This window comes from Stenotrophomonas sp. AC248, from assembly GCF_979258185.1.
The window spans coordinates 2,412,764-2,434,958 of record NZ_OZ409840.1 but is presented as its reverse complement, the minus strand read 5'-3'; the positions used below and the strand labels follow the sequence as shown (position 1 = coordinate 2,434,958).

Below are 22,195 nucleotides of genomic sequence, written 5' to 3'. Positions count from 1 at the left end.
GGCGCAATGCGCGATAACGACATAACGGTCCAAGCCGGCTCGGACATCATGGACATGGCCTCGCCAGTGCAGGGGCCGGGTGGGGTGATGTATCCCCTTACCCATCACCGCGCAGAAGACGTGGATATCGACTTCGTGCTTGATGTCGACGAAACCGAGCTTGTGGTGGCGCCTGACGTGACCCTGCTGTCCGGTGCAAAGGGCGGGCTGCTGTGGCTGGTCGGGATGATCGTGCTGGTGGATATCGTGATCCTGGCCGGCCTTCCTGAAATGCTCGCCGACTGGAAGGATATGGTTGCATCCACCATTGTCACCCTGCTGTTTCTGGTGCTGAGCGTAGCTTTCTGCCTGGGCATGGTCCGTTCAGTCAGGCGGGGGAATCGGGTGGAGCCCGTCCTGTTCAACCGAGTAGCCCGCACGGTTACACATTTCGGTAGCCAAGGTGTTCGCACCTATCCTTGGGAGCGGCTTCGGCCCTTCGTTCGGATCGTCCGCGTCGTGAATACGGTGGGCGGCGGCCAGACCTACCAGCTCGTGCTGGCCGACGTGGATCCGTCCACTGGCCGGGTTGGCGCCGAGTTCGTCGCGGGTAAAGGGGACCTGATCGGCGCCGGGGTGCTCCGCTATGGATTCTTCAAGACGTATATGGACCAGCCCCTTGAGCGCTTGCCGAGCTTCCGTCTCGTGTCGGCCAGCCCCGATTGGATGCAGCGACTTGCATTGAGCATCTGGACCTTGCCAAGTCTCGCACAGCGATGGCTTGGCGAACGCCCGTGGTCGCCGCTGGTTGGCCTCGGCAGTGTGCTCAACACTGCCTTGGCAATGCCGCTGCAGGTGCCGGAACTGCTGGCGGCCCGGATCTCACTGGGGCCGTACGGCGAGGGCGCTTTGGCCCCGTGGTTGAAGCGCTTCAACGCGCTGCCAGCCGGCACCACGCTACGGCGTCTGGCACGTACGCATGCGGCTGTCGTCGCGCCTGCGCGCAGATGCATCCCGGTTGCGCTGGCTGTCGGGACGGCGTTCTGGGTCGGCGTGTTGTGGTTGTTGGGCGATGCCGTGCTTGGCTAAAAGTTCCCCCAAAAGCAGGCGCATTGAAGTGATATCGCGAAAATGGAATGCGTGATATTGGGATCGGACGAGCAAGCCGCAGCACTCGCGGATGATTTGAATCCCCCCAACGGACAGGCCGTGGCCCTGCTGCCTGCGGCTAACGTGCAGAGTAGTCATGAGGCAAGGACCGGGGGCGGGGTAGCGCGTGTCTACCCGGACGGCTTGGCGTTCGTGGATCAACTGGGCGCTATGCGTGGCTATTTGAGCGCCGGCGGCCTTATGGCGCTACCGCTGGCGATCGCGATGCTCATCATGGGGATCAGCAACGGCTGGTGGCTACCGTTGATCATGGTCGCGATCCTGCTATGGCTGGCGTTGCTGTTCATCCAAGTCGACTGGGTGGGATTCCGCTACGAGCCAGTGCTCCTCAACCGTGCCTTGGGGAAGGTGCATGTGTTCAAGGCCATGGGTCTGCCGTGGTGGCAGTGGGGTTGGAAGCTGTGGGGCCGTACCCGATACGAGATAGACACGTACGGTCATGCGTCCGCGCGGAGGTCGTAGAGTTCACCATTTTCACCGGTCAGATTTCACGACGGGAATCTGGCCTCGTGTTTGCGATTACCGACGTACCGGGTGGGCGTGACGTGGTGCAGCGCTTTGGGGTGGGTCCCAGCTTCGGCTACGGCGATCTTGAATCCCCGGTTCAGCGCTGGGAGCATATTCGACGCTTCATGCGTTATGAGGGGGCTGCCTGGACGCTGATGGACAGCCTTTATGAGGACTGGGGCGTCGCGTTCTGGCCCTCGTTCTGGTTGCTTCAACCCCTGTTCGACGATCGCGCAGTCGCGTGGCGGCGAAAAGGAATTCTGGCCTGGATGGCTGGCGTGGGCATGTTGTTGTTCCTGCCGTTCACCGCCTACATGGGGCTGGTACGCTATCTCAGCTACCGCCTGAAACGGGAACCCGCGTGGAGCAGGGACATTCTTGCCAGTCTCGGTGGCCCTGCGCTGACCCATGAACAGTTGAGCGCTTTGGCCCTTGCAGATGCGAAGGTGAAGCCGGGCAAGGCGTCCAAGCGTCGGCCGCGCCGCCAAAAAAGCCATTGAACGCTGGAGCGTGAGCGATGTACACCAGCTGGTTGAGGAAGTTCAAGGTAGACAGGCTGCTCGAGCCGCAAGAGCGCTATGAGGCACTGCCGCGGAATCGCAGTGGGCGTAGCAATGAACACCACTGTGTGATCCGCCTGAATTCCACCTACATGGACGTCGTTGATCGTCGATACCGCCTGCGCGGCATGGTGGCAACAACGGTGGGGACACTGGTGTGCACCATGATGGCGTTGTTCGGCATATGGCTGTTGGCGATGTGGGTTCCGAACGCTCGACCGGACGGGCGGATCGACGGGTGGCTGGTCGCAATCATACTGACGCTGTTCATTGGCCAGTTTCCCGTCATGTGGCGTTACACGTTTGGGCGTGATTTCTTCACCTACAAGTACTACCCGATTCGCTTCAATCGACGCACCCGGATGGTGCACGCCTACACCGACGCCGGCCCATCCGGCGTCATCAGCGTTCCGTGGGACCAGGCGTACTTCCATCTGGGACACGGTGACGGCGAGACGTTCCTGCGGGATATTCGCTGCCACGTCATGGACGGGGAGATGGTCCGGAAAACGTTCGCCGTCGGCCACTATTTCGACGATCCCGCCACGATCCGCGAGATATGGGAGTTCATCCGGCGCTACATGGATGAAGGCCCGGAGCACGTGGTTAACGCGCCTGCGTCGCCGCAGTTGCACCTGTCCGTGGCGGATACCTGGAAGAACTGCTACCTCACGGTGATCATCAGCCTGGGTGAGGGGGTGCTTCCCTATCGCGCGGTGCTTATGCCGCTGTTGTTGCCGTTGGCCGCATGCCGCTGGTTGGTGTTGAAGAGCAGCAAACTGCCACAGTGGCCGGTGCATGTGGTGACCGAATCGCACATTGACGCGGCCGATCCGCACCAGCTGCCAGAGCCAGAGTATGTGGGACAGTTCTATGCGGGTCGCGGCGCCTGATTGATCTGCGCGCCGACTGGGAGGGCGGCGATCAGCGTGGCTCGTGCCCGGGCCTGTGGTGACAGAACCGGTGTGCATCGGCCCCCAGAGGGAAGAGAGCCAACGAATGTTGAAGGATTGAAATGGATTACGCAGGTATCAATGCAAGAAACCTCAGGTTTCCGGTCAACCGCCCATTGACCGAAGCAGAGAGGAAGGAGCAGTTGGATCCGATCCGATCCACGGGTGTCGCACCTCGGATCGGGTTGTCCCTTATCAAATTCAACTCGACTTATATTGAGCTCGTGGACCGCTGGTACCCGGTCAAGGGATTCAATGTCTGGCTGTCTGTCATGGGTGCGCTGGCGTTCGCTCCAACGTCGCTCTATCTGCTCATCAACCTGATCATCCTGGGTGAGCCCTTCCGGGAGGATGAGCGCTGGATACTGTGGTGCTTCTGGATTGTCATCGTGCCGGCGTCGATCTTCATCATTGGTGGCATCGTGTGGCTCTTCCGAAGCGAGTGCTTCCGATGGACGCACTACCCCATGCGGGTAGACAGGCGCAGTCGCCAGATCTACTTCTTCCGGCAAGATGGGACGGTTGTGACTGGAGCTTGGGATCGTCTGTTCTTCTTCATGGGTGAATCGACTACACCTCCGATTGGAAGAACCAATGACCTGCGGGTTCACTTTCTGTCTGATGACGGAGAGATGGTGATCGAGACGTTCTCGCTTGGCTACGAGTACATGGGTGAGCGGCAGGACTTGCTTGGTCTGTGGGAGTACATTCGTCAGTACATGCACGGAACCGAAGGTGATGTCGCGAGACTTTGCGAACTGGTGCCGTTGTGCATGCCTGTTCACGATAGAAAAGAAGGGTTTGTGTTCGGTGTGGCGCGAACGTTCGCCAACTTCATTCATTGGCCTTGGGTGCATCTTCTCGCTTCGCTTCCCTTCGGCTTTATTGCTATAGGCCGATGGCTGGCCATGGCGACCAGCCGAGTACCCCACTGGCCGGCGGAGATCGAGGCAGCCAGCACGGTTGGCGACCAGGATCGTTGTCGCCGCGATTGGCGGGACAACCCGCCATTGGGCTTCATGGAAAAGACCTGGCCGTTGATCTGTACCGCAGTCGGGGTGCTGACTGCCATCTGGATTTTGTATGCGATCGAGCAGGCGCTGGCACTGCGCGGATGATGCCAGCGGACGACACCGAGACGGCGGCCGCCCGCCCGGCCCTTGGGTTGATGGCTCGAGCGGTAGATCGTCGATGTAGTGGCCATGCCGATCGAAGCCCGGACGTCAGCCTCCGGCAATGCAAGCGCATTTAGCAGTGCCGCCGTGGGGGGGCGGATCAGCGAAACCCGACCAACAGGAAACCAGACAGCGCGAAGAGCATGGCGAGCAGGATGGGGCTGATGGCCAGCAGTCGCTTCACCGGTGATTGCCAGCCGGCGAATCGGCCCAGATAGCGGTACACCGTTCGCACAAAGCCACAGCACATCGCCATGACCAGCACGAAATACACGATGGAAGTCCAGGTCCAGTTCACTCGATGCATCCAGCTTGAGAGGGCCGCTAGAGTAAGCCGGGCCGGCGCGCCGGTCGAATGGTCATGCAGGCGCAGGGCGGGTGTTCCAGTCGTCCGGTCGCCTCAGCCAAACACCGCCCGCAGCATTTGCCGTGCCACCACTGACCAGGCGGCAACGCTGATCAGCGTGCACGCCCCACAGACAATGGCGACGGTGAGGGCGGCTTTTCGCCTGCCGCGCAGCTCGCCCGCCAACGCTGGCGTGATGGCGTAGGGCGACGCCCCGCTGCCGTGGCCAGTGGACACCCCCGCAAGCGATGCCGGCAGCGGCACCCGGGGCCTGAAGCGTGCGTACACCATTCGGAATACCTGGTCTGGCCAGAACGCGACCCAGACCAGTACCGCCAGGAGATGCTCTCCACTCCAGAAGGGCTGCCAGTTGTGATCCCGCAACCCTTGGATGAACCCATGTGCGTCGCCACCCCCGGACAAGGGGCCAAATTCCAGCAGCGCTGACGTCCATGATCGCGGATTCACCACCGTCTGCATGGGGAGCGCTGTGGGCGCCTCATCCATGTAGCGGCGGATCAGCTCCCAGCTCTGCTGGCATGCCTCACGCCCCGGCATGGGTGCCTCCACAACGAAGCGCGCGCGCCAGGTCTGCGGGTCGTTCTTGAGGTACTCCACCAGTTCCAGCGCCACAAAGGGGCGTGAACCCAGTTGAGGCGGGCCGAAGCCAATTCGCACGTTCGGACGGACGTTGTCCCAATCAAGAACGAACGCCGTCTTGTTGGTGTAGTGGAAGATCTTGCGCTGCTTCCTGAGGAAGTAGACGTCGCTATGCTTGCTTCCAAAGCTGATGCGCCAGGCGAAGTAGGCGCCCGTAGCGCCACCGACGGCCAACAGTGCAGCCAGCGATACACTCAGTGCGCGCATGCCGAAACTGTCCATCGAGTCGCTCAGCACCGAAACACCTGCGCCGATGCCCCCAAGCGAGATGATCACGCCCGCAATGGCGAAGAAGGGCATGATCGATTCGATGACCGCTGCTGCGCCATCGTCGGACCACACCATCATTTCCTCGTCCAGGCGGATGATGTCCCGCATGCTGCCGGGCTCGGCGTTGCTGCGAAACGGCAGCTCCCCTTCGTGGATCTCCGGTGGCGGCGGTGTACTCACGGGTTGGGCCTCATTGCACGCACCGTCCTGGGCGCGCCGCGTCCGCAGCTGGATCAAGCGCTGCGGCGACCGCCGCAGCGCGACCTCACATCGCCGGGCAGGCCGGATCCTTGCCTGCAGCCGCGGCGCAGATCTTCTTGCGGCAGTTCAGGCCGGCCGTCGTGGTGGCGCTGCCGCAGCTGCGCAGCTTGGCCTGAATATTGGACTTGGTGGACGCGGTGGCGTTGCGGCCGCTGATGTTGTCGAACACGTTGTCGGCATCGGCAGCCTGCTTGCGTTCGTCGGCCTGGATCTGCGCGATCAGTGCGTCCATGGAATCCGGGGCGGCCTTGGCCTTCGGCTTGGGCTTGGCCTTTTCGTCTTCCTTGATGATGCCCATCAGCGTCCCAAGCAGGTTCTCGTCCCCCTTGGGCTTGTCGCGCGCGGTGCGTGCAGCCGCGGTGCCGGCGGCCGGTTTGCGCGCGGCAGTTGCAGCTGCAGGCACAGCCGCAACTGCAGCAGTGGTAGCCGCAGCGTGCGCGCCCGGCGCGGGGTCTGCCGCAGCGCCGATACCTTCCAGCGGGTCTGCCGCGGGCGCCGTGCCGTTGCCATCCGCCGGCGCGTCGACAATGGTGGCGCCGCCGGGCGTGGACGCGGCCTCTGGCGCGGGCGCCGTAGGTGCGCTCGCTTCGGGTGGCAACGAGTACCCCATGGGTTCTTCGCTGCTGCCGGCAGACAGGCGCCACGCCGCGAACGCGCCCAGCACCACGACCGCCGTTGCCAGCAGTGCCAGCCACAGCCATCGACGTGATCGGGTGCCTGGGGATGCGGCGGCGCGTGCAGCGCCGGCAACCGGGCGTCCTTCCATGTCTGCCAGGATGCGGCCCGTTGCCGGTGCCGCGTTCTTCGTCTGCGCTCCCCCTGAGAGCAGACTTGGTCGATTTATTCCGCCATTATTCAAGTGCATCCAGCCCTTGTTGGGTCGGCATCTGCCGAAAGCGAACCGCCCCATTCTAGTGACTGGGGCAGGACCGTCAACAACGAACAATACATGGAGGATCGGTGGTCGTCATTATCGGGGGAGCGGTGCTGCTGGTGCTGGTCATGGCCGCAGTCGGTTGGGTGCTGATGTTTCCGGAGTCGTTCGAACGCATCCAGGCCGCACTGGGACGTGTGTTCGGGCGGGTAGGGAATGCCGCCGGTCGTGCCGGGCGGCGGGTCTCGCAGCGCACCGACCGCCTGCAGGGTGGCGTGCGTGAAGAGCTGGGCGCGGCGCAGGGCGCGCTGCGCCGGCATTGGATGGTGCTCGCCGCGGCCGGCTTCCTGTTGCTGGTGCCGCCGGCGGTCATTCTGCTGACGCGGCAGAACGTGGTGCTTGATGAGTTTCGGGGCGATGACCTGTCCGAATCCGGCTCGATGGTCGCCCAGCTGCTCCGCGGTGAACGCCTGACCCCGCCCGCACCGCCGCCGCCGGAAGTCTTCACGACCGAAGAAATCCGCAGGACGCGACCCGAAATTGTGACGGCCGACAGAAAATGGGGTCAGATTGACCCGGATCTGCAGCAGCGTGTGCTAGCCATCTATGAAGTAATGCGCCGACAATATGGCTATGAGATGGTGCTGGTGGAAGGCTATCGCAGCCCGGAACGCCAGGCCGAGCTGATGAGCGGCGGCAAGGCCACGCGCGCCGGTGCCTGGCAGAGCTGCCATCAGTACGGGCTGGGCGTGGACAGTGCGCCGATCCGTGACGGCAAGCTGCAATGGGACATGGGCGACCCATGGACCCGGCGCGGCTACTTCCTGTACGGCGAACTGGCCGAGCAGGCGGGGCTGGAGTGGGGCGGCAACTGGCGCAGCATCAAGGACTACGTGCACGTGGAGATGTCGCAGCAGTGCCGTGCGGCGCGTGCGGCGAAGAAAGCTGAATTGGCGAAAGGGTGATACTTTCATCAGTCAGCTGATATCGTTGGCAGACGATCCGGATCAGCCCCGGGTAGCGGGGGCGATGGAGTCGCCGGATGCGGAAGCAATCAAGGAGCATGATTGATGTCACGACCATTCGTAGTTGTCGGGGATAAATTGAGTCACGGCGGTAGCGTGGTCACTGGATCGGGGCAGACCGATATCGGTGGCAAGCCGGTGGCCCGCATCGGCGACAACGCCGTGTGCGTGGCACATGGGCCGACCACGATCGTCAGTGGCGATGCCACCGTGGTGGTCGACGGCAACCCGGTGGCGCGTGATGGGGACCGCACCGCATGCGGCGCCACCTTGATCGCGTCACAGGGCACGACCGGCATCGGTTGACGGGCAGCGCAGGTTTGAATCAGCAGGATGGCTTGATGACTCAGGGAGCAGGACGCTAGATGTCCGGGATACTTGGGAAGGCGTTCTCGGTAATCGCGATCTTCGCGGTGGCATGGGGTGGCGCAATCTTCTATTGGCGCAGCACTGGCACGGTTCCGTCGGGCATGGAAATGCTCGCCTACCTGGGCCTGGTGCCCGTTGGCGTGAGCGGTGCCGGCTTCATGCTGCGCAACGCCGGGCGCAGCATGCTGGACAAGGCCGTGGATGCGGCCAGCAGCAGCGGCGACGCGAGTGCGACCAGCGCGCAGGCCGAGGCAATCACGACGCGGGCGGTGCCGTCGGTGGCGGTGCTGGGCGCAGACATGCGCCTGGGCGTGATGCTCGAGGCCGATGCGTTGCTGGACATGGCCGCCGCGCCGCCGCGCCCGTCGCTGGATGCGCGCTTCCATGATCGCGACGGGCTGCCGTTGCTGATCAGTGCGGACAAGGACCTGGACGACACCGCGGTGCTGCAGGTGCAGATGCCGGGCTTCACCACCCGCGATGGCGAACGCCGCGCGATGACCCTGCTGGAACCGGTGGCCGATGCCTTGATGGGCCAGGCGCTGCTGGCGCTGCCCGAACTGGAAGTGGCCGAGGAGCGGGTGATTGCCGGCCTGCGCCGCCGCGACGAGCAGGTGGTGGGGCAGGTGCTGACCATCGAATTGCTGGTGCCAGCCGACTGGTCGGCGTCACTGCGCACCTACTGCGCCGACTGGCTGTACGCGCGGGCGGTCTACAACGGCCTGGACCCGCGCCGCTTCTCCATCAACGTGGCCGTCGCCAGCCAGGCGCTGGATGTCTGGTCGCGGCTGCAGCGTGTCACCGATGCGCTGGCCCAGGGCGAGCCGCGCTGGTACCTGCTGCTGTCGTGCAGTTCGGCGGTGGACCCCGGCACGATTGCCGCGTGGCTGGACAGCAACCGCATCCTGCACCGGCGCAACAAGGACGGGCAGATTCCAGGCGAAGGCGCCGCCGGCCTGCTGCTGGCCTCGTCGAGCCTGTCCGTCGCGCCCACCCCGCACCTGTGGCGCCCGCACCGCATGGAACTGGCCGAAGGCCTGAGCAATGCCGAGTCGCGTCGCCAGGCCGAGGCATTGGGCCGCGCGATGCTGGCCGACGCCGCACTGGCGCCAGAGCGCGTGGGCTTTGCCCTGCACGATGCGGATCAGCGCAGCCAGGTGGCCGTGGAGGCCTGCGCCGCCGCGGTGGCCGCTAATCCCGATCTTGAACTCGACCAGCAGACGCTGGCCGTGCCGGTATGTGCCGGCGAGCTGGGCCCGGTGCTGCCGCTGGCGCTGCTGACCCTGGCCCATGCGCATGCCGCACGCGGCCAGAGCGCCGCACTGGTGCTGTCGGTGGGCGCGCCGGCCCAGCGCGTGGCCGCGATCATCGATATTCCCGTTTTGAACGACCCGTCGACCGACACTGTGTCGGCGGCATAACCCTGGACGCCTAGATGATGTTGAGTAATTTCAGGTACTTCCTCGGCGATTACCGCCTGTGGATGGTGATTGGCTTGATCGGTGCCGGTTCGTTGGCGTACTTCGGCGCGGCCGAAGCCCGCCAGATCGGCATCTGGGTGGCCATCGCATTGGCGGCGCTGCTGTTGCTGGCGCTGGTGGTGTGGGTGATCAAGCGCATCCTGGCCCGGCGTGCGGCCAAGCGCGTGGAGTCGATGGTGCAGACGCAGGCGGACCAGGCCGTCGCCGCCGCGCCCTCGGCCCAGCGTGCCGATACCGAAGCGCTGCGCTCGCGCATGATGGAGGCGGTCAAACAGATCAAGACCTCGCGCCTGGGCGTGCTCAAGGGCAAGGCGGCCCTGTACGAGCTGCCGTGGTACGTGATCATCGGCAACCCGGCGGCCGGCAAGAGCACCGCGATCCTGAACTCCGGGCTGCAGTTCCCGTTCGAGGACAATCGCAGCAATGTCATCCAGGGCATTGGCGGTACCCGAAACTGCGACTGGTACTTCACCACCACCGGCATCGTGCTGGATACCGCCGGCCGCTATTCGGTCAGCGTGGAAGACCGCATGGAGTGGCTCACCTTCCTGGGCCTGCTCAAGAAGAACCGGCCGCGCGCGCCCATCAATGGCGTGATCATCGCGGTGAGCATCGCCGAGCTGTCCGGCAGCAAGCCCGAGTTCGCCATCGAACTGGCCAAGAACCTGCGCCAGCGCGTGCAGGAAATCACCGAGCGGCTGGAAGTGTTCGCGCCGGTCTACGTGCTGTTCACCAAGGCCGATCTGATCGCCGGGTTCAGCGAGTTCTTCCGCAGCCTGGATCCGTCCGAGCGCGAGAATGTGTGGGGCGCGACGCTGCCCTTCGACGTCCACGCGCAGGGCGATGCCCTGACGGCCTTTGATGCGCACTTCGACCAGCTGGCCGAGGGCATCAAGGAAATGAGCCTGTCGCACATGGCCATGCAGCGCGGGCGGGACGTCTCGCCGGGCCTGCTGACCCTGCCGCTGGAGTTCGTGGGCATCAAGCCGGCGCTGCGTACCTTCATCGCCACGCTGTTCGAAGACAACCCGTTCCAGTTCAAGCCGGTGTTCCGCGGCTTCTACTTCAGCAGTGCGCTGCAGGAAGGCCATTCGGTGCACCACGCGTCCGATCGCGTGGGTCGCCAGTTCTCGCTGTCCTCGCGGGGCCACAACAGCGATGAAGCGCCGACCGGGCAGACTGCGTTCTTCCTGAAGGATCTGTTCCGCAAGGTCATCTTCTCCGACCGCGAGCTGGTCCGGCAGTACTCCAGCCCTCATCAGAACCGCCTGCGCTACGGCGTGTTCCTGGGCGCGGTGGGCGTGCTGGCACTGGCGCTGGGCCTGTGGACCTGGTCCTACACCACCAACGTGCAGCTGGTGAACAACGCGACCAAGGACCTGGAGCAGGCCGTCCGCGTGCAGAAGGATCGGGTGGACCTGAAGTCGCGCATCGATGCGTTGCTGCTGCTGCAGGACCGCATGGAGCAGCTGGACCGGTACAAGAAGGAGGGTGGCATCACCACCAGCCTGGGCCTGTACCAGGGCGACAACATCCGCGCCAAGCTGATGAAGGAGTACTACCACGGCATGCAGCAGGTGATGCTGGATCCGACCGTGGCCAGCCTGGAAGGCTACCTGGGCCAGGTGGTGAACGAGCGCGAGAAGCTGGGGCAGGGTGGCCCGGTGGCCGCCGAAAGCGACGTGCTGTACCAGAACGCCTCGCCCACCAACACCAATGATGCCTACAACGCGCTCAAGACCTACCTGATGCTGGGCAACCGCAAGCAGGTGGAGGGCGCGCACCTGTCGCAGCAGCTCACTCTGTTCTGGCGCAACTGGCTGGACGCCAACCGCGGCCAGATGACGCGCGAGGAGATGGTGCGTGCGGCCGAGAAGCTGATGAACTTCTACGTGGCCCAGTCCGCCGACCCGGCGTGGCCGCAGGTGCAGAACAAGGTGACCCTGGTCAGCGACAGCCGCCAGGCACTGACCCGCGTGATGAAGGGCCAGCCGGCCATGCAGCGCGTGTTCGCGCAGATCAAGGCACGTGCCGCGGCACGCTTCCCGACGGTCACGGTGGATGCGTTGATCGGCAACGAGCGCAACGGCAGCCTGATCACCGGCAGCTACGCCATTTCCGGCGCGTTCTCGCGCAAGGCGTGGGAAGACTACGTCAAGGATGCGGTGAAGGAAGCCGCCAGCACCCAGCTGAGCACCACCGACTGGGTGCTGGGTACCACCGAGCAGAGCGACCTGTCGCTGGCCGGCAGCCCCGAGCACATCGCGCGTGAGCTGGTGACCCTGTACAAGCAGGAGTACGCCGCCGAGTGGACCAAGTTCCTGCAGGGCCTGAGCGTGGCCCAGTTCGACAGCTTCGATGAAGCCGCCGCGCGCATGAATGCCCTGGGCGATGCCAACAACTCGCCGCTGCGCACGCTGCTGGAGAAGATCAACGAGCAGACCATCTGGGACAACCCGGCCGCCGAAGCGCGCTCGAAGAAGGCCAAGGGCGGGTTCGTGGCCTGGTTCCAGAAGACCATCCTGCGCAAGGACCCCGAAGCGGTGGCCCAGCAGCAGCCGGTGGGGCCGATCGGCAAGGCCTTCGAAGGCATCGCCAAGCTGACCACCAAGCGGGGCGACCAGCCCGCAGTGATCGATGCCTACTTCGAGACCCTGGCCAAGCTGCGTGCGCGTCTGAACGCGATCAAGGGCCAAGGCGACCTCGGCGTGGGCACCCGCAAGCTGATGCAGGACACCTTCAGCAATGAAGGCTCCGAGTTGAGCACGGCGGTGGCGCTGGTGGACGAGCAGGTCCTGACCGGGCTGGATGCCGGCCAGCGCGAAGCGTTGCGTCCGCTGCTGCTGCGCCCGTTGACCCAGACCTTCATGGCGCTGGTGGAGCCGACCGAAGAAGAGGTCAACAAGAGCTGGACGGCGCAGGTGTACACGCCGTTCTCCGAGCGCATCGGCAAGCAGTTCCCGTTCAACCTCAATTCCGACGTGGACGCCGCGCCGAGCGACATCGCCGCGATCTTCGGCGCCAGCGGCAGCATCGCCGCGTTCAACAAGGACCAGCTCGGTACGCTGGTGCTGCAGCGGGGCAACCTGCTGGAAGCGCGGCGCTGGGCAGGCATGGGCATCAATCTGTCGGCCGATCTGGTCGCCAACTACGGCAACTGGGTCAGTGGCAGTGCGGCCGGTGCGGCCGCGCAGGACACCACCATCTTCGAGATCCTGCCGGCGCCGGCGACCGGCGCGCTGGAGTACACGATCGAGATCGATGGGCAGACCCTGCGCTACCGCAACACCCCGCCGCAGTGGACCACCATGCAGTACCCCAACGTCGGCCAGGTGCCGGGCGTGAAAATCACGGCCGTGGCGTCGGATGGTCGTACGGTGGAAGTGTTCAATGCACCGGGTAGCAACGGCTTCACCCGCCTGATGCGGGAAGGCTCGTTCGAGCGCCTGGAAGGCGGCAGCAGCCGCGTGACCTGGAAGGCCGACAACGTGGAAGTCACCGTGGAGATGCGCGTGGTACGCCGCGCGGGTGAGTCCTCCGGCGGCGGCGATTGGCAGCGCGGCGCGCAGTTGCCGGCCCGCGTGGCCGGTGGTGCAGCCCCGGCCACCGCCGCACCGGCGGCCCCGGGCACGGCACCTGCCGCGGCACCTGCGCCGGCGGGAGCCCCGGCCGCTACCCAGCAGAGCGGAGGTTCGCGATGAGTCGTGTGGTCAGTGCGGGCGTGTCGTACTTCGGCAAAGTGCCCTCGCGCGGCGATTTCGTCCGCGCCGCCGACAATCACCAGCTGCTCGGCTGGCTGGACCGCTGGGCCGGCGAGAGCGTGGAACTGCTGAGCCAGAACCCGGACTGGAAGCGCGTCTACGACGACTCCCCGGAAATCCATTACGCGTTCCTGGGTTCGCGTAGCAAGCTGGTGTTGTGCGGGCATTTCCTGCCCAGTCGCGATGCCTCGCAGCGGCGGTTCCCGCTGTTGTCGGCGGTGCGCCTGGAAGCCACCGAGCCGCTGCCGTTCATCGGCCGCAGCCCGTTGGCCATGTCCAACGCGTGGTCGGGGCTGTCGCGGATGGCGCGGCAGGCCTTCAACGATGAAGACGCAGGCAATGCACTGAACGAACTGGCCGATGCGCGCTTCAGCATCAGCACCGACCCCAGCGCCTACAACGCCACCTTCCGTGACTTCCTGGAAGGGCAGACCATCGGGTCAATGGAGCGCCTGCTCCGCGATGCCGGTCATCCGGACATCTCGCTGAAGAACGCGCTGCTGGCGCTCGGGCTGCTGCTGCAGCCGGTGCTGGGTGGCGGCGATGTCAACGTCGACCGCGCCCTGGTGTTCCCGCTGGTCCGCGATCCGCTGTACCGGCCGCTGGTGGCGGCGTTCTGGCTGGATATCGTGGCCTGCTTCGTGGCCCGCGGCGACTTCGAACTGGCGGTGCTGATCCGCAACGATGCCGCGCCGTCGATGCTGGTGGGCTTCAACGGTGCCGACCGCCATGCGCTGCGCGCGGTGCTCGACCCGGCCGAAGCCGGCGACTTCCTGATCCGCCTGCAGGAGGCCCAGTGGGTCGAGGAATACCTGCACAGCGACTACAACCTCAACCGCCTTGCCAGCTACCTCGATCGTGACGATCTGGCATTGAGCACGGCGCGCAGCCTGTTCGGCGAGACTTTCCTGGGAACCTGACCATGCGCCTCCGCTCTACTCTCATTGTTGCCCTGGCCGCGTTGTCAGTCACCGGCACTGCCTTTGCGCAGGCCCCGGCGGCGGCCACCGAGCGCCCGGTCGTGATCGAAGGCGTGGTGCCCGACCAGGCGACCAAGGCGCGGTTGCTGAAGAACCTGCGGGAGGTCTACGGCGCTGATCGCGTGGTCGACCGCATCCAGGTGGAATCGATCGCCACGCCGCCGAACTGGGGCGAGTACGTGGCCGGCATGATCACCCCGGGGCTGAAGCGGGTGTCGCCCGGCAAGCTGGAAGTGAACGGCCAGTCCGTGCGCGTGACCGGCGAAGTGGGCAACGAAGCGCTGCGCCAGCAGGTGGCCAGCGACCTCAGCCTGGCCAGCAATACCTCCTACACGGTGACCAACGCGCTGAAGGTGGGCTCGCAGCAGAAGCTGCTCGACCAGACCCTGGCCAACCGCATCATCGAGTTCCAGAGCGGCAGCGCCAAGCTGACCCCGCTGGGCATGAGCATCCTGGACGAAATGGTGGCCAAGATGGCCCTGATGGGCGACGCCAGCTTCGTCATCATCGGCCATACCGACAACGTCGGTCAGCGCGAAAGCAACCTGGCGCTCAGCCATGCACGCGCGCAGGCGGTGAAGGCCTACATGGTGCAGAAGGGTATCGCCGGCAACCACCTGGACGTGCTGGGCAAGGGCCCGGACGAGCCGGTGGCCGACAACACCACCAACGACGGTCGCGCACGCAACCGCCGTATCGAGTTCAAGATCCAGTAAACCGGTAACGCTCGACGGGCTTACTGCCCGTCGAGGTTCTGGTTGATGTCCAGCATCTCTTCCATCTGGTCGAGCACGCTGGAATCCTTGATGACCCGCTTGAGCCACACGTGCAGCGGCATCTCGCCCCAACGCGCGGCCTTTTCGGCCAGGTAGGCCACCGGGCTGTGCGGTTCGGTGCGGCGGAAGAACTCGGCCACCTGGCGCAGTTGCTGCAGCGCTTCCTTGCGGCTGGTGGGCGCGCCGGCCGGGCCACGGGGCGCAGCGGCGGCCGCGCTATCGGTGCTGCTCACCTCTACCGCGAAGCTGTCATCGGCGGCGATGTCTTCGGCCATGTCGCCGTCCAGCAGCACGCCCGCGTCGCGCGCGAAGCGCATCACCGTGCGCTGCAGGTGCTCGATCTGCTCGCGCACCGCGCTGAAGCTGGGGCCATCCAGGCCCAGGCGGTTGTCGACTGCGGCCTGCAACGCGGCCAGCGCGTCGGCGCATTCCGGCAGAACCTCGACCAGCTGGCGATAGAACTCATGCTGGGTATCGCGGCGGGCCGCTTCCAGCTGTTCCAGGCCAGGGCGATCGTCGTGGTAGTCGCCGCCATTGCTGGCCCGCGAATGCGCCACTTCGAAATCGGACAGGCTGAAGCGGCCCTGCGGCGCGGACACGATCGGCACGTTGCGCAGCCACTGCAGCGAATTGCTGAGCAGCCAGCTGAGGTTGCCGATGCGTTCTTCCTGGTCGTCGTCGACGGCCACAGGATGCACGTCGTCCCAATACTGGTCGCACAGCCCGGCCACCACGCGGTAGCCGGTGGTAAGGCCGCGGAAGCCCTCCACCTGGGTGGCCGCTTCGGTCAGCCAGCCGGCCAGGCGCAGGTCCTTGGTGCGGGTCTGCAGCAGGTCGGCGCATTCACGGGCGACGCTGCTCCAGTCGGCGTATTTGATGTCGGTCTGCCACTCGCCCTGGTCCAGGGTCGGGTCATCGGCACGCCGGCTCTCCTGGATCCGGTCGAATTCCGGCGAGAAGGACAGGTCGTCGCCGGTGGGGGCGTGGTCGGCAATCGGGGCCAGCAGGGCATCCTGATCCAGCATGGCAAATCTCGAGATGGGAACTGCGGTGATTCTAGCGTGGTGATCGTGGGCTGCGGGGATCACGGCCGTGACAGTTGGCTGCGACCGGGAAGATCACGACTGTGTGAAATTGTGATGTTGAGCACGCTTGCGTGTAGGAATTCCCCGGTACCGGGGCCACCGTCGATTTGTTACCGTTCCTGGCGTGGACACAGAAGTCCTGGGGAATCGGGGCGGCGATTGTGCCGTCGTGGGAGACCCTCACTGCGGCGTCAACCTCGTGTGCCGGCCCGCAGGAGGGCGCCCCCTCAGGCTGAGGACAGGTGCGCCTCTTCTCCTGACGTTCTCACTGGTTGCATGGCTGAAGTCAAAAGAAGAACGACATGCGTGGTAGGACAATCTGGCTGCTGGGCTTGCTCGTTCTGCTGCTGCCGCTGTTGGCAGCGTGTCGTGGACGTGAGGCCGCTACCGAAGTCGGCATTCTTGGCTACAACCACACCGACGGGGACATACCGCAGTTCACCATCAATGGTGGCAACGGTGGATCTGCCCGGCGTCACGCCGAAGGCGGCACCGTCTGCTGCACCTTGATGCCGGACCAATGGAAGCCGGGCATGGACGTGCGGGTGCGGTGGACTAATGACCTGACTACCTACCATCAGGCAACCGTTCCCGTGCCCCGCTACGAGAGCATAGGTAATCTGGCGGTGCACTTTCTCCGCAATGGCGAGGTAAAAGTATTTGTCACGTCCATGGTCCTTGGCCATCCGGAATACCCCTTGAGTGGATCGGAGGCTGGTCTGCGTGAGGGGAACGATCCAGTGTGGAAGAGTTTGCTTTAAGCGAAGCGTCTGAAGACGCGAATTGTAGGCAACGCGAGTGAATGTAAGGTACCCATGCTTGCTCAGGATCAGCGGTGTTATAGAAGATGACATTGAGGCGGAAAGATGACGATGCAGCGTAAATCGGCGTGGCTGGGATGTTCAGTGCTTTTTATCGGTTTTTTGCTTGCTGCGTGCCGGCTAGCGGATGACATGGGACCGGTTGGTGTGCTGGGCTACAACCACACTGACACTGACATCTCGCAGTTCCTAGTAAATGGGGCAGCAGGAGGCAGTTTTGTCGAAGCACACCACGAAGGTGGCACTTCCTGTTGCGTCTCGATTCCGAAGAACTGGCGGTCTGGATTGACGGTAGAGGTCGAATGGACGACGGACCTAAAGAGTTACAAGCGACGATCGGTCGTCATTCCAGAATACGAGCCCTCCGACGGGCAGATGGTCGTGCATTTCCTGCGAAATGGCGATGTGAAGATCTTTGTGACATCGCTGTTTCCAGGGCATCCGAACTACCCGCTAAAAGGTCCCGAGTCCAGTTTAATGAGAGACGGCAGTGCTATCGGCAATGAATGGAAAGGGAAAGAGGAAGAGGGATGAGCCATCGCGAACCGACCGGCGCACAGCCGATGCCGTCGGATGGCCGTCGTTTGCTATCCGGTGCTGAAGCCCAGCGCAGGGCCAGCGCAATCGCATGTATGAGGAAGAAGGGCTCGGAGTGCCAAGGCCAGGTTGAGGTGGCGGGGCGCCAAACTGTGATCCGCTCGTGTTCTATGTACACGGACGGTGTCGAATAGGCTACTGCTCGCTGTATGCTTTCTTGGGCAAGATCTGGCTGAAAATGCGATCGTCTCGTGTCGTCTCGTCTCGTCTCGTCTCGTGTCGTCTCGCTTGCCGTGGCATGGGTCGGCGATTTCAAGGGAGCAAGCAGTATCATCGAGCATGTGCGCGTACCAAGGTGGCTCGCGAGTGCTCAACCAACCTTATAGTCGGAGAATGTGAGGTGTCCTCGGTAGCGCTTGTGCGAAACGCGGTATCGCTGCTCTTCATACTGGGCTTGGGTGCCTGTCAGGCCGGGGCGCAGTCGGTTCCCGTAGGTGTGGTTGGGTATAACCATACCGACACGAGAGTAGCCGAGTTCTCCGTCGACATCGGGGGCGGTGGTAGCTTTGTTCGCGCGCATGACGGCGGTAGCTCCACTGTTTGCTGTGCCCGCGTTCCTGCCAAGTGGCATCAGGGATTGCAGATTCAAGTCAAATGGACAGACGATCTAAAAACCTACCACCGTCGTGCGGTGCCGATTCCGGACTACGGCGTCGAGGTCGGTCATCTGGCAGTACATTTTCTTCGAAGCGGTGAGGTGCGGTCCTTCGTGACGCCGTTCTATCTGGGGCATCCGCGCTACCCACTTACCGGTGAGGAGGCTGGGCTGAGTGCCGGCGAGGATACTGTTCGAGAAGAGTGGCGTTAATGCTCTAGCGTGGGACGTTTTTGGGTGGTGTGATTAGGTGCGGATGCACGAGGAGTGCCGTGGCCTCTCTACGTTGCCGCCCGGCAGTGTCCCGTCCATTGGAGGTGCATTCCAGCAGTTGGGCATGGCGATGGGGGGCTGAGCGAGGGTGGAACGTTCCGCGCGAAGCAGGATGTCCGCAGGGCCAAGCTGCAGGCAGTGACGTATTTCGGTCATCTACGCCGCGTGAAAATGTGATTGGAGTCTCATTCGGACCCCGATCCAACGCGACGGTGTTGGGTTTCTGACGCTTCTGGTACATTTCGCGGTTGGGAAAGGACGTCCCGCGCCGCGGGATGACAGCTGGCAGAGATGGCATTGGACGCGTTGAACTCTTTATTCGCACAGGTCGCGGGCCTTTCGGGTGCCCCGCGTTTGCATCGTCTGGCCCTGCCGGGGGCGGGCGACCTGGTGGTCGAGCGGTGGAGCGGCGAGGAATCGCTGTCCACGCATTTCGATTACGTGATCGATTTCCTCTCGCTCGATGCCGGCCTCGACCTGGAGGCATGGCTGGGCCAGCGCGCGACCTTGACTACGCGGGCCGCCAGTGGCGCCGATATCGAACGTGTGGGCCTGGTGAGCGATGCGACCCTGCTCGGTAGCGATGGCGGCGTGGCGCGCTACCGCATCGGCCTGCGGCCGTGGACGTGGTGGTTGGAGCACGGTCGGCACAGCCGCGTGTTCCAGGAGCGCAGCGTGCAGGACATCCTGTCGTCGGTGTTCGACGGCTACAAAGATATTGCCCGCTGGCAGTGGAGCGACGAAGTGGCCGGTTTCCTTGGTGCCGAGCGCAAGCGCAGCTACTGCGTGCAGTACCGCGAAAGCGATGCGGCGTTCGTGCAGCGCTTGCTGGCGGAAGAAGGGCTGGGCTGGCGCGTGCAGAACGACGCCGAGGCGCCCGCCGGCCACTGCATGGTGATCTTCTCCGACAGCGCGACGCAGCCGGAAGACGGGACGTCGTCGAGCAGCGGCGTGCGTTTCCATCGCAGTGACGCCACGGAAAGCGAGGACACGGTGCAGGCGTTGGGTCAGTCGCGTCGGCTGGGCAGCAATCGGCTCACGGTCTTCAGCGGTGACTACAAGCGCAGCAGCGGGCAGGGCGCGCAGGTGCCGGTCAATGGCGGCGGCAGCCAGTCCGCGCGCGAGGCCTATGATCCGGCCGGCGCCTATGCGTTTGCCGACAGCAGCGACGGTGACCGCCTGGCGGGCCTGCAGGCCGAAGCGCACGAAGCGCGCAACCAGGCGTGGCGCGGACGCAGCAGCGTGCGCTCGCTGTGTGCGGGCCAGTGGCTGCGGATCGGCCAGGTGCCCGCGTCGGCGCCGTCCGAGGTGCTGCTGACAGGCGTCCGGCATCTCGGCGTCAACAATCTTCCCGTGGACCTGCGGGCGTCGCTTGCGCAGGCATTGGGCGCTGCACCTTCCGCGCATCCGGTCGATCCAGCCGTGCACGAGCGCGCCGAAGCGGTGGGCTATGCTAATGCCTTCACCGCGATCCAGCGCACGACGCCGTGGCGGCCGGTGCTGCATGATGACACCGGCGTGCGCCTGAACCCGCGCCCGCTGGCGCCGGGCTACCAGACCGCGATCGTGGTGGGCGCGCAGGGCAGCGCTGCCGGCGCCGGCAGCCACGAAGTGCACGCGGATCTGGCTGGGCGTATCCGGGTCAAGTTCCATTTCCAGTCCGGTCAGGGCGATGCCGCGCGCGACAGTGCGTGGCTTCGCGTGGCGCAGCGCTATGCCGGCCCCGGGGTGGGCAGCCAGTTCCTGCCGCGGATCGGTCAGGAGGTGGTGGTCGGCTTCCTCGACGGTGATATTGATCGCCCGGTGGTGCTGGGCGCGCTCTACAACGGGCGCGGCGAAGCTGGCGTGGCACCGACCCCGGCCGGCCAGGCGGCAAGCAGTGACACCGGCGCCTATGCGCAGGCCGCCGATGCACGCGCCAGCGCGCAGGCCAATGTGACCGGCGGACACGCGCCGGCCTGGCATGCGGCCGCCGCCGGCGACGATGCGCACCGCCATCCCGGTGCACTGTGGGGCGTGCGCTCCAAGGAGTGGGGCGGCAGTGGCTACAACGCGCTGCTGTTCGACGACAGCGACGCCCAGCTGCGCGCACAGCTGCTGACCACCCAGGCGGTGACCAGCCTCAACCTGGGCCACCTGATCCACCAGGCCGACAATTTCCGCGGCAGCCTGCGCGGTGAGGGCTTTGAGTTGCGCAGTGATGCCTGGGGTGCGCTGCGTGCGCGCTCGGGGCTGTGGCTGAGTGGCTATGCGCGCGGCGCGCAGGGCAAGGCCGGTGATGCGGCGCAGCCGGTCGCGCTGCTGACTCAGTTGCAGACGCTGGGCACCTCCTTCGCAACGGCGGCCAGTACCCACCTGACCAGCAAGCTGGCCGCGCACGAAGGTGCGCAGCAACCCAATCGCTCGCGGCTGGTGCAGGACAAGGCACCGCTGGCCGCGCTGCTGGCCAGTGCGCGCACCACCGTGGAGGGCGTCGAGTACGCGCCGGCCCGTGGACAGGCGGCCGAGCGCGATGCTGGTGCCGGTGAAAACAAGGTGCCGCACGTCGGCGATGCACTGCTGGGCCTGGCCGCGCCGGACGGCGTAGTGCACGTGGCCGGGCAGGCGCTGGGCTGGGCGATCGGCGAGACCTTGACGCTGGGCAGCGGGCAGGCCAGCGAAACGGCTGTGATGGGGCAGATGCGGCTGCATGCCGCGCAAAGCCTGGGCGTGCTGGCGACGGCGGTGCAGGGCAAGGCGGCAACGGCTGCTGCGCTGAGCGTGGTGGCCGGGCAGGGTGAGCTGGACGTGCAGGCACAGCAGGACGAACTGCGCATCCAGGCGCAGGCCGCGCTGAAGATGGCCAGTGCCCAGTCGCAGTTCGACCTGTCCGCCGGCAAGACCCTGCACGTGGCCACCGCCGGCGGCGCCAGCGTGACCATCGAGGGCGGCAACATCACCTTCACCGCGCCGGGCAACATCGTCGTGCACGCCGGCAAGAAGTCGTTCACAGGTCCCAGCAACTACCAGGCCGAGCTCAAGAGCTGGGTGCATGGGGACCTCAAGAAACAACGCATCATTGGATTCTCGGGATGAGCATGAACAGGATTTTTCTCGCATCGCTGCTGTCCGGCGCGATGCTGCTGGCCGCCTGCCAGGCACAGCCGCCGGCAGACCAGGTGGCCGATGCCGCCGCCCAGGGTGATGCGGCCACCGCCGCGGTGGCCGTGGATGCACCGGCAGCCGAGCCCGCTGCCGCAACCGCCTCCGAGGCGACCGATCCGCTGGCCACCGAACTGTTCAACCTGGTGGGGGATGCCGTCTGCGGCAAAACCTGCCCGCAGTACGACGCGCGCGTGGACAAGGCGTTCAGCGACATGCTGGCTGACGCGGCGTCGCTCGGCGATGCGCGTCTGCGCGAGCGGATCGGCAGCGGGCCGCAGCCGCAGGGCGAACGCATCCAGACCGCGGCCGGCGAACGCTGGCTGTACCGCGCCTGCCAGGCGCACCAGTGCAACCTGACCACCCTGGTGGCGCTGTACGACCCCGCTACCGGCCGCATGGCCGGGCGCCTGGTCGACAAGTGCCAGGTGCATTGGCTGGGCACGCTGCCTGCCGAGGCCATGGATCGCATCAGCGAGCTGGCACCGGTGCAGATCAGCGACGAAGATTACACCGCGTTCTGCACCGGGAACTGA

General features: G+C 65.0%; 20 protein-coding genes. 16 read left to right on the top strand and 4 right to left on the bottom strand.

The window, feature by feature from the left end; all coding sequences use genetic code 11:
• Positions 1-6: 6 nt before the first annotated feature.
• The 5 genes from ACZ0AE_RS11065 (at position 7) to ACZ0AE_RS11045 (ending at position 4,287) form a co-directional block, all read left to right on the top strand.
• Positions 7-1,068: a hypothetical protein gene (locus ACZ0AE_RS11065; RefSeq protein ID WP_463601126.1), complete on the top strand. Its 1,062-nt coding sequence runs from the start codon at positions 7-9 to the stop codon at positions 1,066-1,068.
• Positions 1,069-1,119: 51 nt separating this feature from the next.
• Positions 1,120-1,611 (top strand): hypothetical protein, encoded by a 492-nt coding sequence (locus ACZ0AE_RS11060; RefSeq protein WP_463601125.1) that lies wholly within the window; start codon positions 1,120-1,122, stop codon positions 1,609-1,611.
• On the top strand, positions 1,527-2,156 hold the full coding sequence (locus ACZ0AE_RS11055; protein ID WP_463601124.1) for a DUF6708 domain-containing protein: 630 nt from the start codon (positions 1,527-1,529) through the stop codon (positions 2,154-2,156). The genes ACZ0AE_RS11060 and ACZ0AE_RS11055 overlap by 85 nt, the downstream gene beginning before the upstream one ends.
• A gap of 17 nt (positions 2,157-2,173) precedes the next feature.
• Positions 2,174-3,109 (top strand): DUF6708 domain-containing protein, encoded by a 936-nt coding sequence (locus tag ACZ0AE_RS11050; protein ID WP_463601123.1) that lies wholly within the window; start codon positions 2,174-2,176, stop codon positions 3,107-3,109.
• Positions 3,110-3,231: 122 nt separating this feature from the next.
• Entirely contained in the window at positions 3,232-4,287 is a 1,056-nt protein-coding gene (locus tag ACZ0AE_RS11045) for a DUF6708 domain-containing protein (RefSeq protein WP_463601122.1), read from the top strand.
• A 157-nt stretch (positions 4,288-4,444) separates the two neighbouring features.
• On the opposite strand, the gene ACZ0AE_RS11040 is transcribed toward ACZ0AE_RS11045, so the two are convergent.
• From ACZ0AE_RS11040 to ACZ0AE_RS11030, 3 genes are all read right to left on the bottom strand, one after another.
• Positions 4,445-4,642 (bottom strand): hypothetical protein, encoded by a 198-nt coding sequence (locus ACZ0AE_RS11040; protein ID WP_463601121.1) that lies wholly within the window; start codon positions 4,640-4,642, stop codon positions 4,445-4,447.
• A 102-nt stretch (positions 4,643-4,744) separates the two neighbouring features.
• Positions 4,745-5,800: a hypothetical protein gene (locus ACZ0AE_RS11035; RefSeq protein ID WP_463601120.1), complete on the bottom strand. Its 1,056-nt coding sequence runs from the start codon at positions 5,798-5,800 to the stop codon at positions 4,745-4,747.
• Between the two features lie 85 nt (positions 5,801-5,885).
• Positions 5,886-6,791 carry a hypothetical protein gene (locus tag ACZ0AE_RS11030; RefSeq protein WP_463601119.1) on the bottom strand — a complete coding sequence of 302 codons (906 nt, stop codon included), beginning with the start codon at positions 6,789-6,791 and terminating at the stop codon, positions 5,886-5,888.
• A gap of 74 nt (positions 6,792-6,865) precedes the next feature.
• Here ACZ0AE_RS11030 and ACZ0AE_RS11025 point away from each other — a divergent pair, with 74 nt between their 5' ends.
• The 6 genes from ACZ0AE_RS11025 (at position 6,866) to ACZ0AE_RS11000 (ending at position 15,087) form a co-directional block, all read left to right on the top strand.
• Positions 6,866-7,720 carry a M15 family metallopeptidase gene (locus ACZ0AE_RS11025; RefSeq protein WP_448133838.1) on the top strand — a complete coding sequence of 285 codons (855 nt, stop codon included), beginning with the start codon at positions 6,866-6,868 and terminating at the stop codon, positions 7,718-7,720.
• A 105-nt stretch (positions 7,721-7,825) separates the two neighbouring features.
• Positions 7,826-8,086 carry a PAAR domain-containing protein gene (locus ACZ0AE_RS11020; RefSeq protein ID WP_038688037.1) on the top strand — a complete coding sequence of 87 codons (261 nt, stop codon included), beginning with the start codon at positions 7,826-7,828 and terminating at the stop codon, positions 8,084-8,086.
• Positions 8,087-8,145: 59 nt separating this feature from the next.
• Positions 8,146-9,570, top strand: a complete 1,425-nt coding sequence (locus tag ACZ0AE_RS11015; protein ID WP_463601118.1) for a hypothetical protein — start codon at positions 8,146-8,148, stop codon at positions 9,568-9,570.
• Positions 9,571-9,584: 14 nt separating this feature from the next.
• Complete coding sequence (gene tssM / locus ACZ0AE_RS11010; protein WP_463601117.1) at positions 9,585-13,331, top strand: type VI secretion system membrane subunit TssM; 3,747 nt, start codon at positions 9,585-9,587, stop codon at positions 13,329-13,331.
• Positions 13,328-14,311 (top strand): type VI secretion system-associated protein TagF, encoded by a 984-nt coding sequence (gene tagF / locus ACZ0AE_RS11005; RefSeq protein WP_038688038.1) that lies wholly within the window; start codon positions 13,328-13,330, stop codon positions 14,309-14,311. The genes tssM and tagF overlap by 4 nt, the downstream gene beginning before the upstream one ends.
• A gap of 2 nt (positions 14,312-14,313) precedes the next feature.
• Positions 14,314-15,087 (top strand): OmpA family protein, encoded by a 774-nt coding sequence (locus ACZ0AE_RS11000; RefSeq protein WP_463601116.1) that lies wholly within the window; start codon positions 14,314-14,316, stop codon positions 15,085-15,087.
• 20 nt (positions 15,088-15,107) lie between these two features.
• Here ACZ0AE_RS11000 and tssA read toward each other — a convergent pair whose 3' ends face one another.
• Entirely contained in the window at positions 15,108-16,172 is a 1,065-nt protein-coding gene (tssA, locus tag ACZ0AE_RS10995; RefSeq protein WP_463601115.1) for a type VI secretion system protein TssA, read from the bottom strand.
• Positions 16,173-16,564: 392 nt separating this feature from the next.
• Between tssA and ACZ0AE_RS10990 the strand changes: the two genes are divergently transcribed.
• From ACZ0AE_RS10990 to ACZ0AE_RS10970, 5 genes are all read left to right on the top strand, one after another.
• Complete coding sequence (locus ACZ0AE_RS10990; RefSeq protein ID WP_463601114.1) at positions 16,565-16,993, top strand: DUF3304 domain-containing protein; 429 nt, start codon at positions 16,565-16,567, stop codon at positions 16,991-16,993.
• A gap of 105 nt (positions 16,994-17,098) precedes the next feature.
• On the top strand, positions 17,099-17,587 hold the full coding sequence (locus tag ACZ0AE_RS10985) for a DUF3304 domain-containing protein (protein WP_463601113.1): 489 nt from the start codon (positions 17,099-17,101) through the stop codon (positions 17,585-17,587).
• A gap of 241 nt (positions 17,588-17,828) precedes the next feature.
• Complete coding sequence (locus ACZ0AE_RS10980; protein ID WP_463602088.1) at positions 17,829-18,458, top strand: DUF3304 domain-containing protein; 630 nt, start codon at positions 17,829-17,831, stop codon at positions 18,456-18,458.
• A gap of 351 nt (positions 18,459-18,809) precedes the next feature.
• On the top strand, positions 18,810-21,593 hold the full coding sequence (locus tag ACZ0AE_RS10975; RefSeq protein WP_463601112.1) for a type VI secretion system Vgr family protein: 2,784 nt from the start codon (positions 18,810-18,812) through the stop codon (positions 21,591-21,593).
• A gap of 2 nt (positions 21,594-21,595) precedes the next feature.
• Positions 21,596-22,195 (top strand): hypothetical protein, encoded by a 600-nt coding sequence (locus tag ACZ0AE_RS10970; RefSeq protein ID WP_447594025.1) that lies wholly within the window; start codon positions 21,596-21,598, stop codon positions 22,193-22,195.

Coding starts and splice junctions, on each gene's coding strand:
- ACZ0AE_RS11065 (WP_463601126.1), top strand. CDS start 7: ATGCGCGATAACGACATAACGGTCCAAGCCGGCTCGGACATCATGGAC.
- ACZ0AE_RS10970 (WP_447594025.1), top strand. CDS start 21,596: ATGAACAGGATTTTTCTCGCATCGCTGCTGTCCGGCGCGATGCTGCTG.
- ACZ0AE_RS10985 (WP_463601113.1), top strand. CDS start 17,099: ATGACGATGCAGCGTAAATCGGCGTGGCTGGGATGTTCAGTGCTTTTT.
- tssA (WP_463601115.1), bottom strand. CDS start 16,172: ATGCTGGATCAGGATGCCCTGCTGGCCCCGATTGCCGACCACGCCCCC.
- ACZ0AE_RS11030 (WP_463601119.1), bottom strand. CDS start 6,791: ATGGGGCGGTTCGCTTTCGGCAGATGCCGACCCAACAAGGGCTGGATG.
- ACZ0AE_RS10975 (WP_463601112.1), top strand. CDS start 18,810: ATGGCATTGGACGCGTTGAACTCTTTATTCGCACAGGTCGCGGGCCTT.
- tagF (WP_038688038.1), top strand. CDS start 13,328: ATGAGTCGTGTGGTCAGTGCGGGCGTGTCGTACTTCGGCAAAGTGCCC.
- ACZ0AE_RS11045 (WP_463601122.1), top strand. CDS start 3,232: ATGGATTACGCAGGTATCAATGCAAGAAACCTCAGGTTTCCGGTCAAC.
- ACZ0AE_RS11015 (WP_463601118.1), top strand. CDS start 8,146: ATGTCCGGGATACTTGGGAAGGCGTTCTCGGTAATCGCGATCTTCGCG.
- tssM (WP_463601117.1), top strand. CDS start 9,585: ATGATGTTGAGTAATTTCAGGTACTTCCTCGGCGATTACCGCCTGTGG.
- ACZ0AE_RS11000 (WP_463601116.1), top strand. CDS start 14,314: ATGCGCCTCCGCTCTACTCTCATTGTTGCCCTGGCCGCGTTGTCAGTC.
- ACZ0AE_RS11050 (WP_463601123.1), top strand. CDS start 2,174: ATGTACACCAGCTGGTTGAGGAAGTTCAAGGTAGACAGGCTGCTCGAG.
- ACZ0AE_RS11020 (WP_038688037.1), top strand. CDS start 7,826: ATGTCACGACCATTCGTAGTTGTCGGGGATAAATTGAGTCACGGCGGT.
- ACZ0AE_RS10980 (WP_463602088.1), top strand. CDS start 17,829: ATGCGATCGTCTCGTGTCGTCTCGTCTCGTCTCGTCTCGTGTCGTCTC.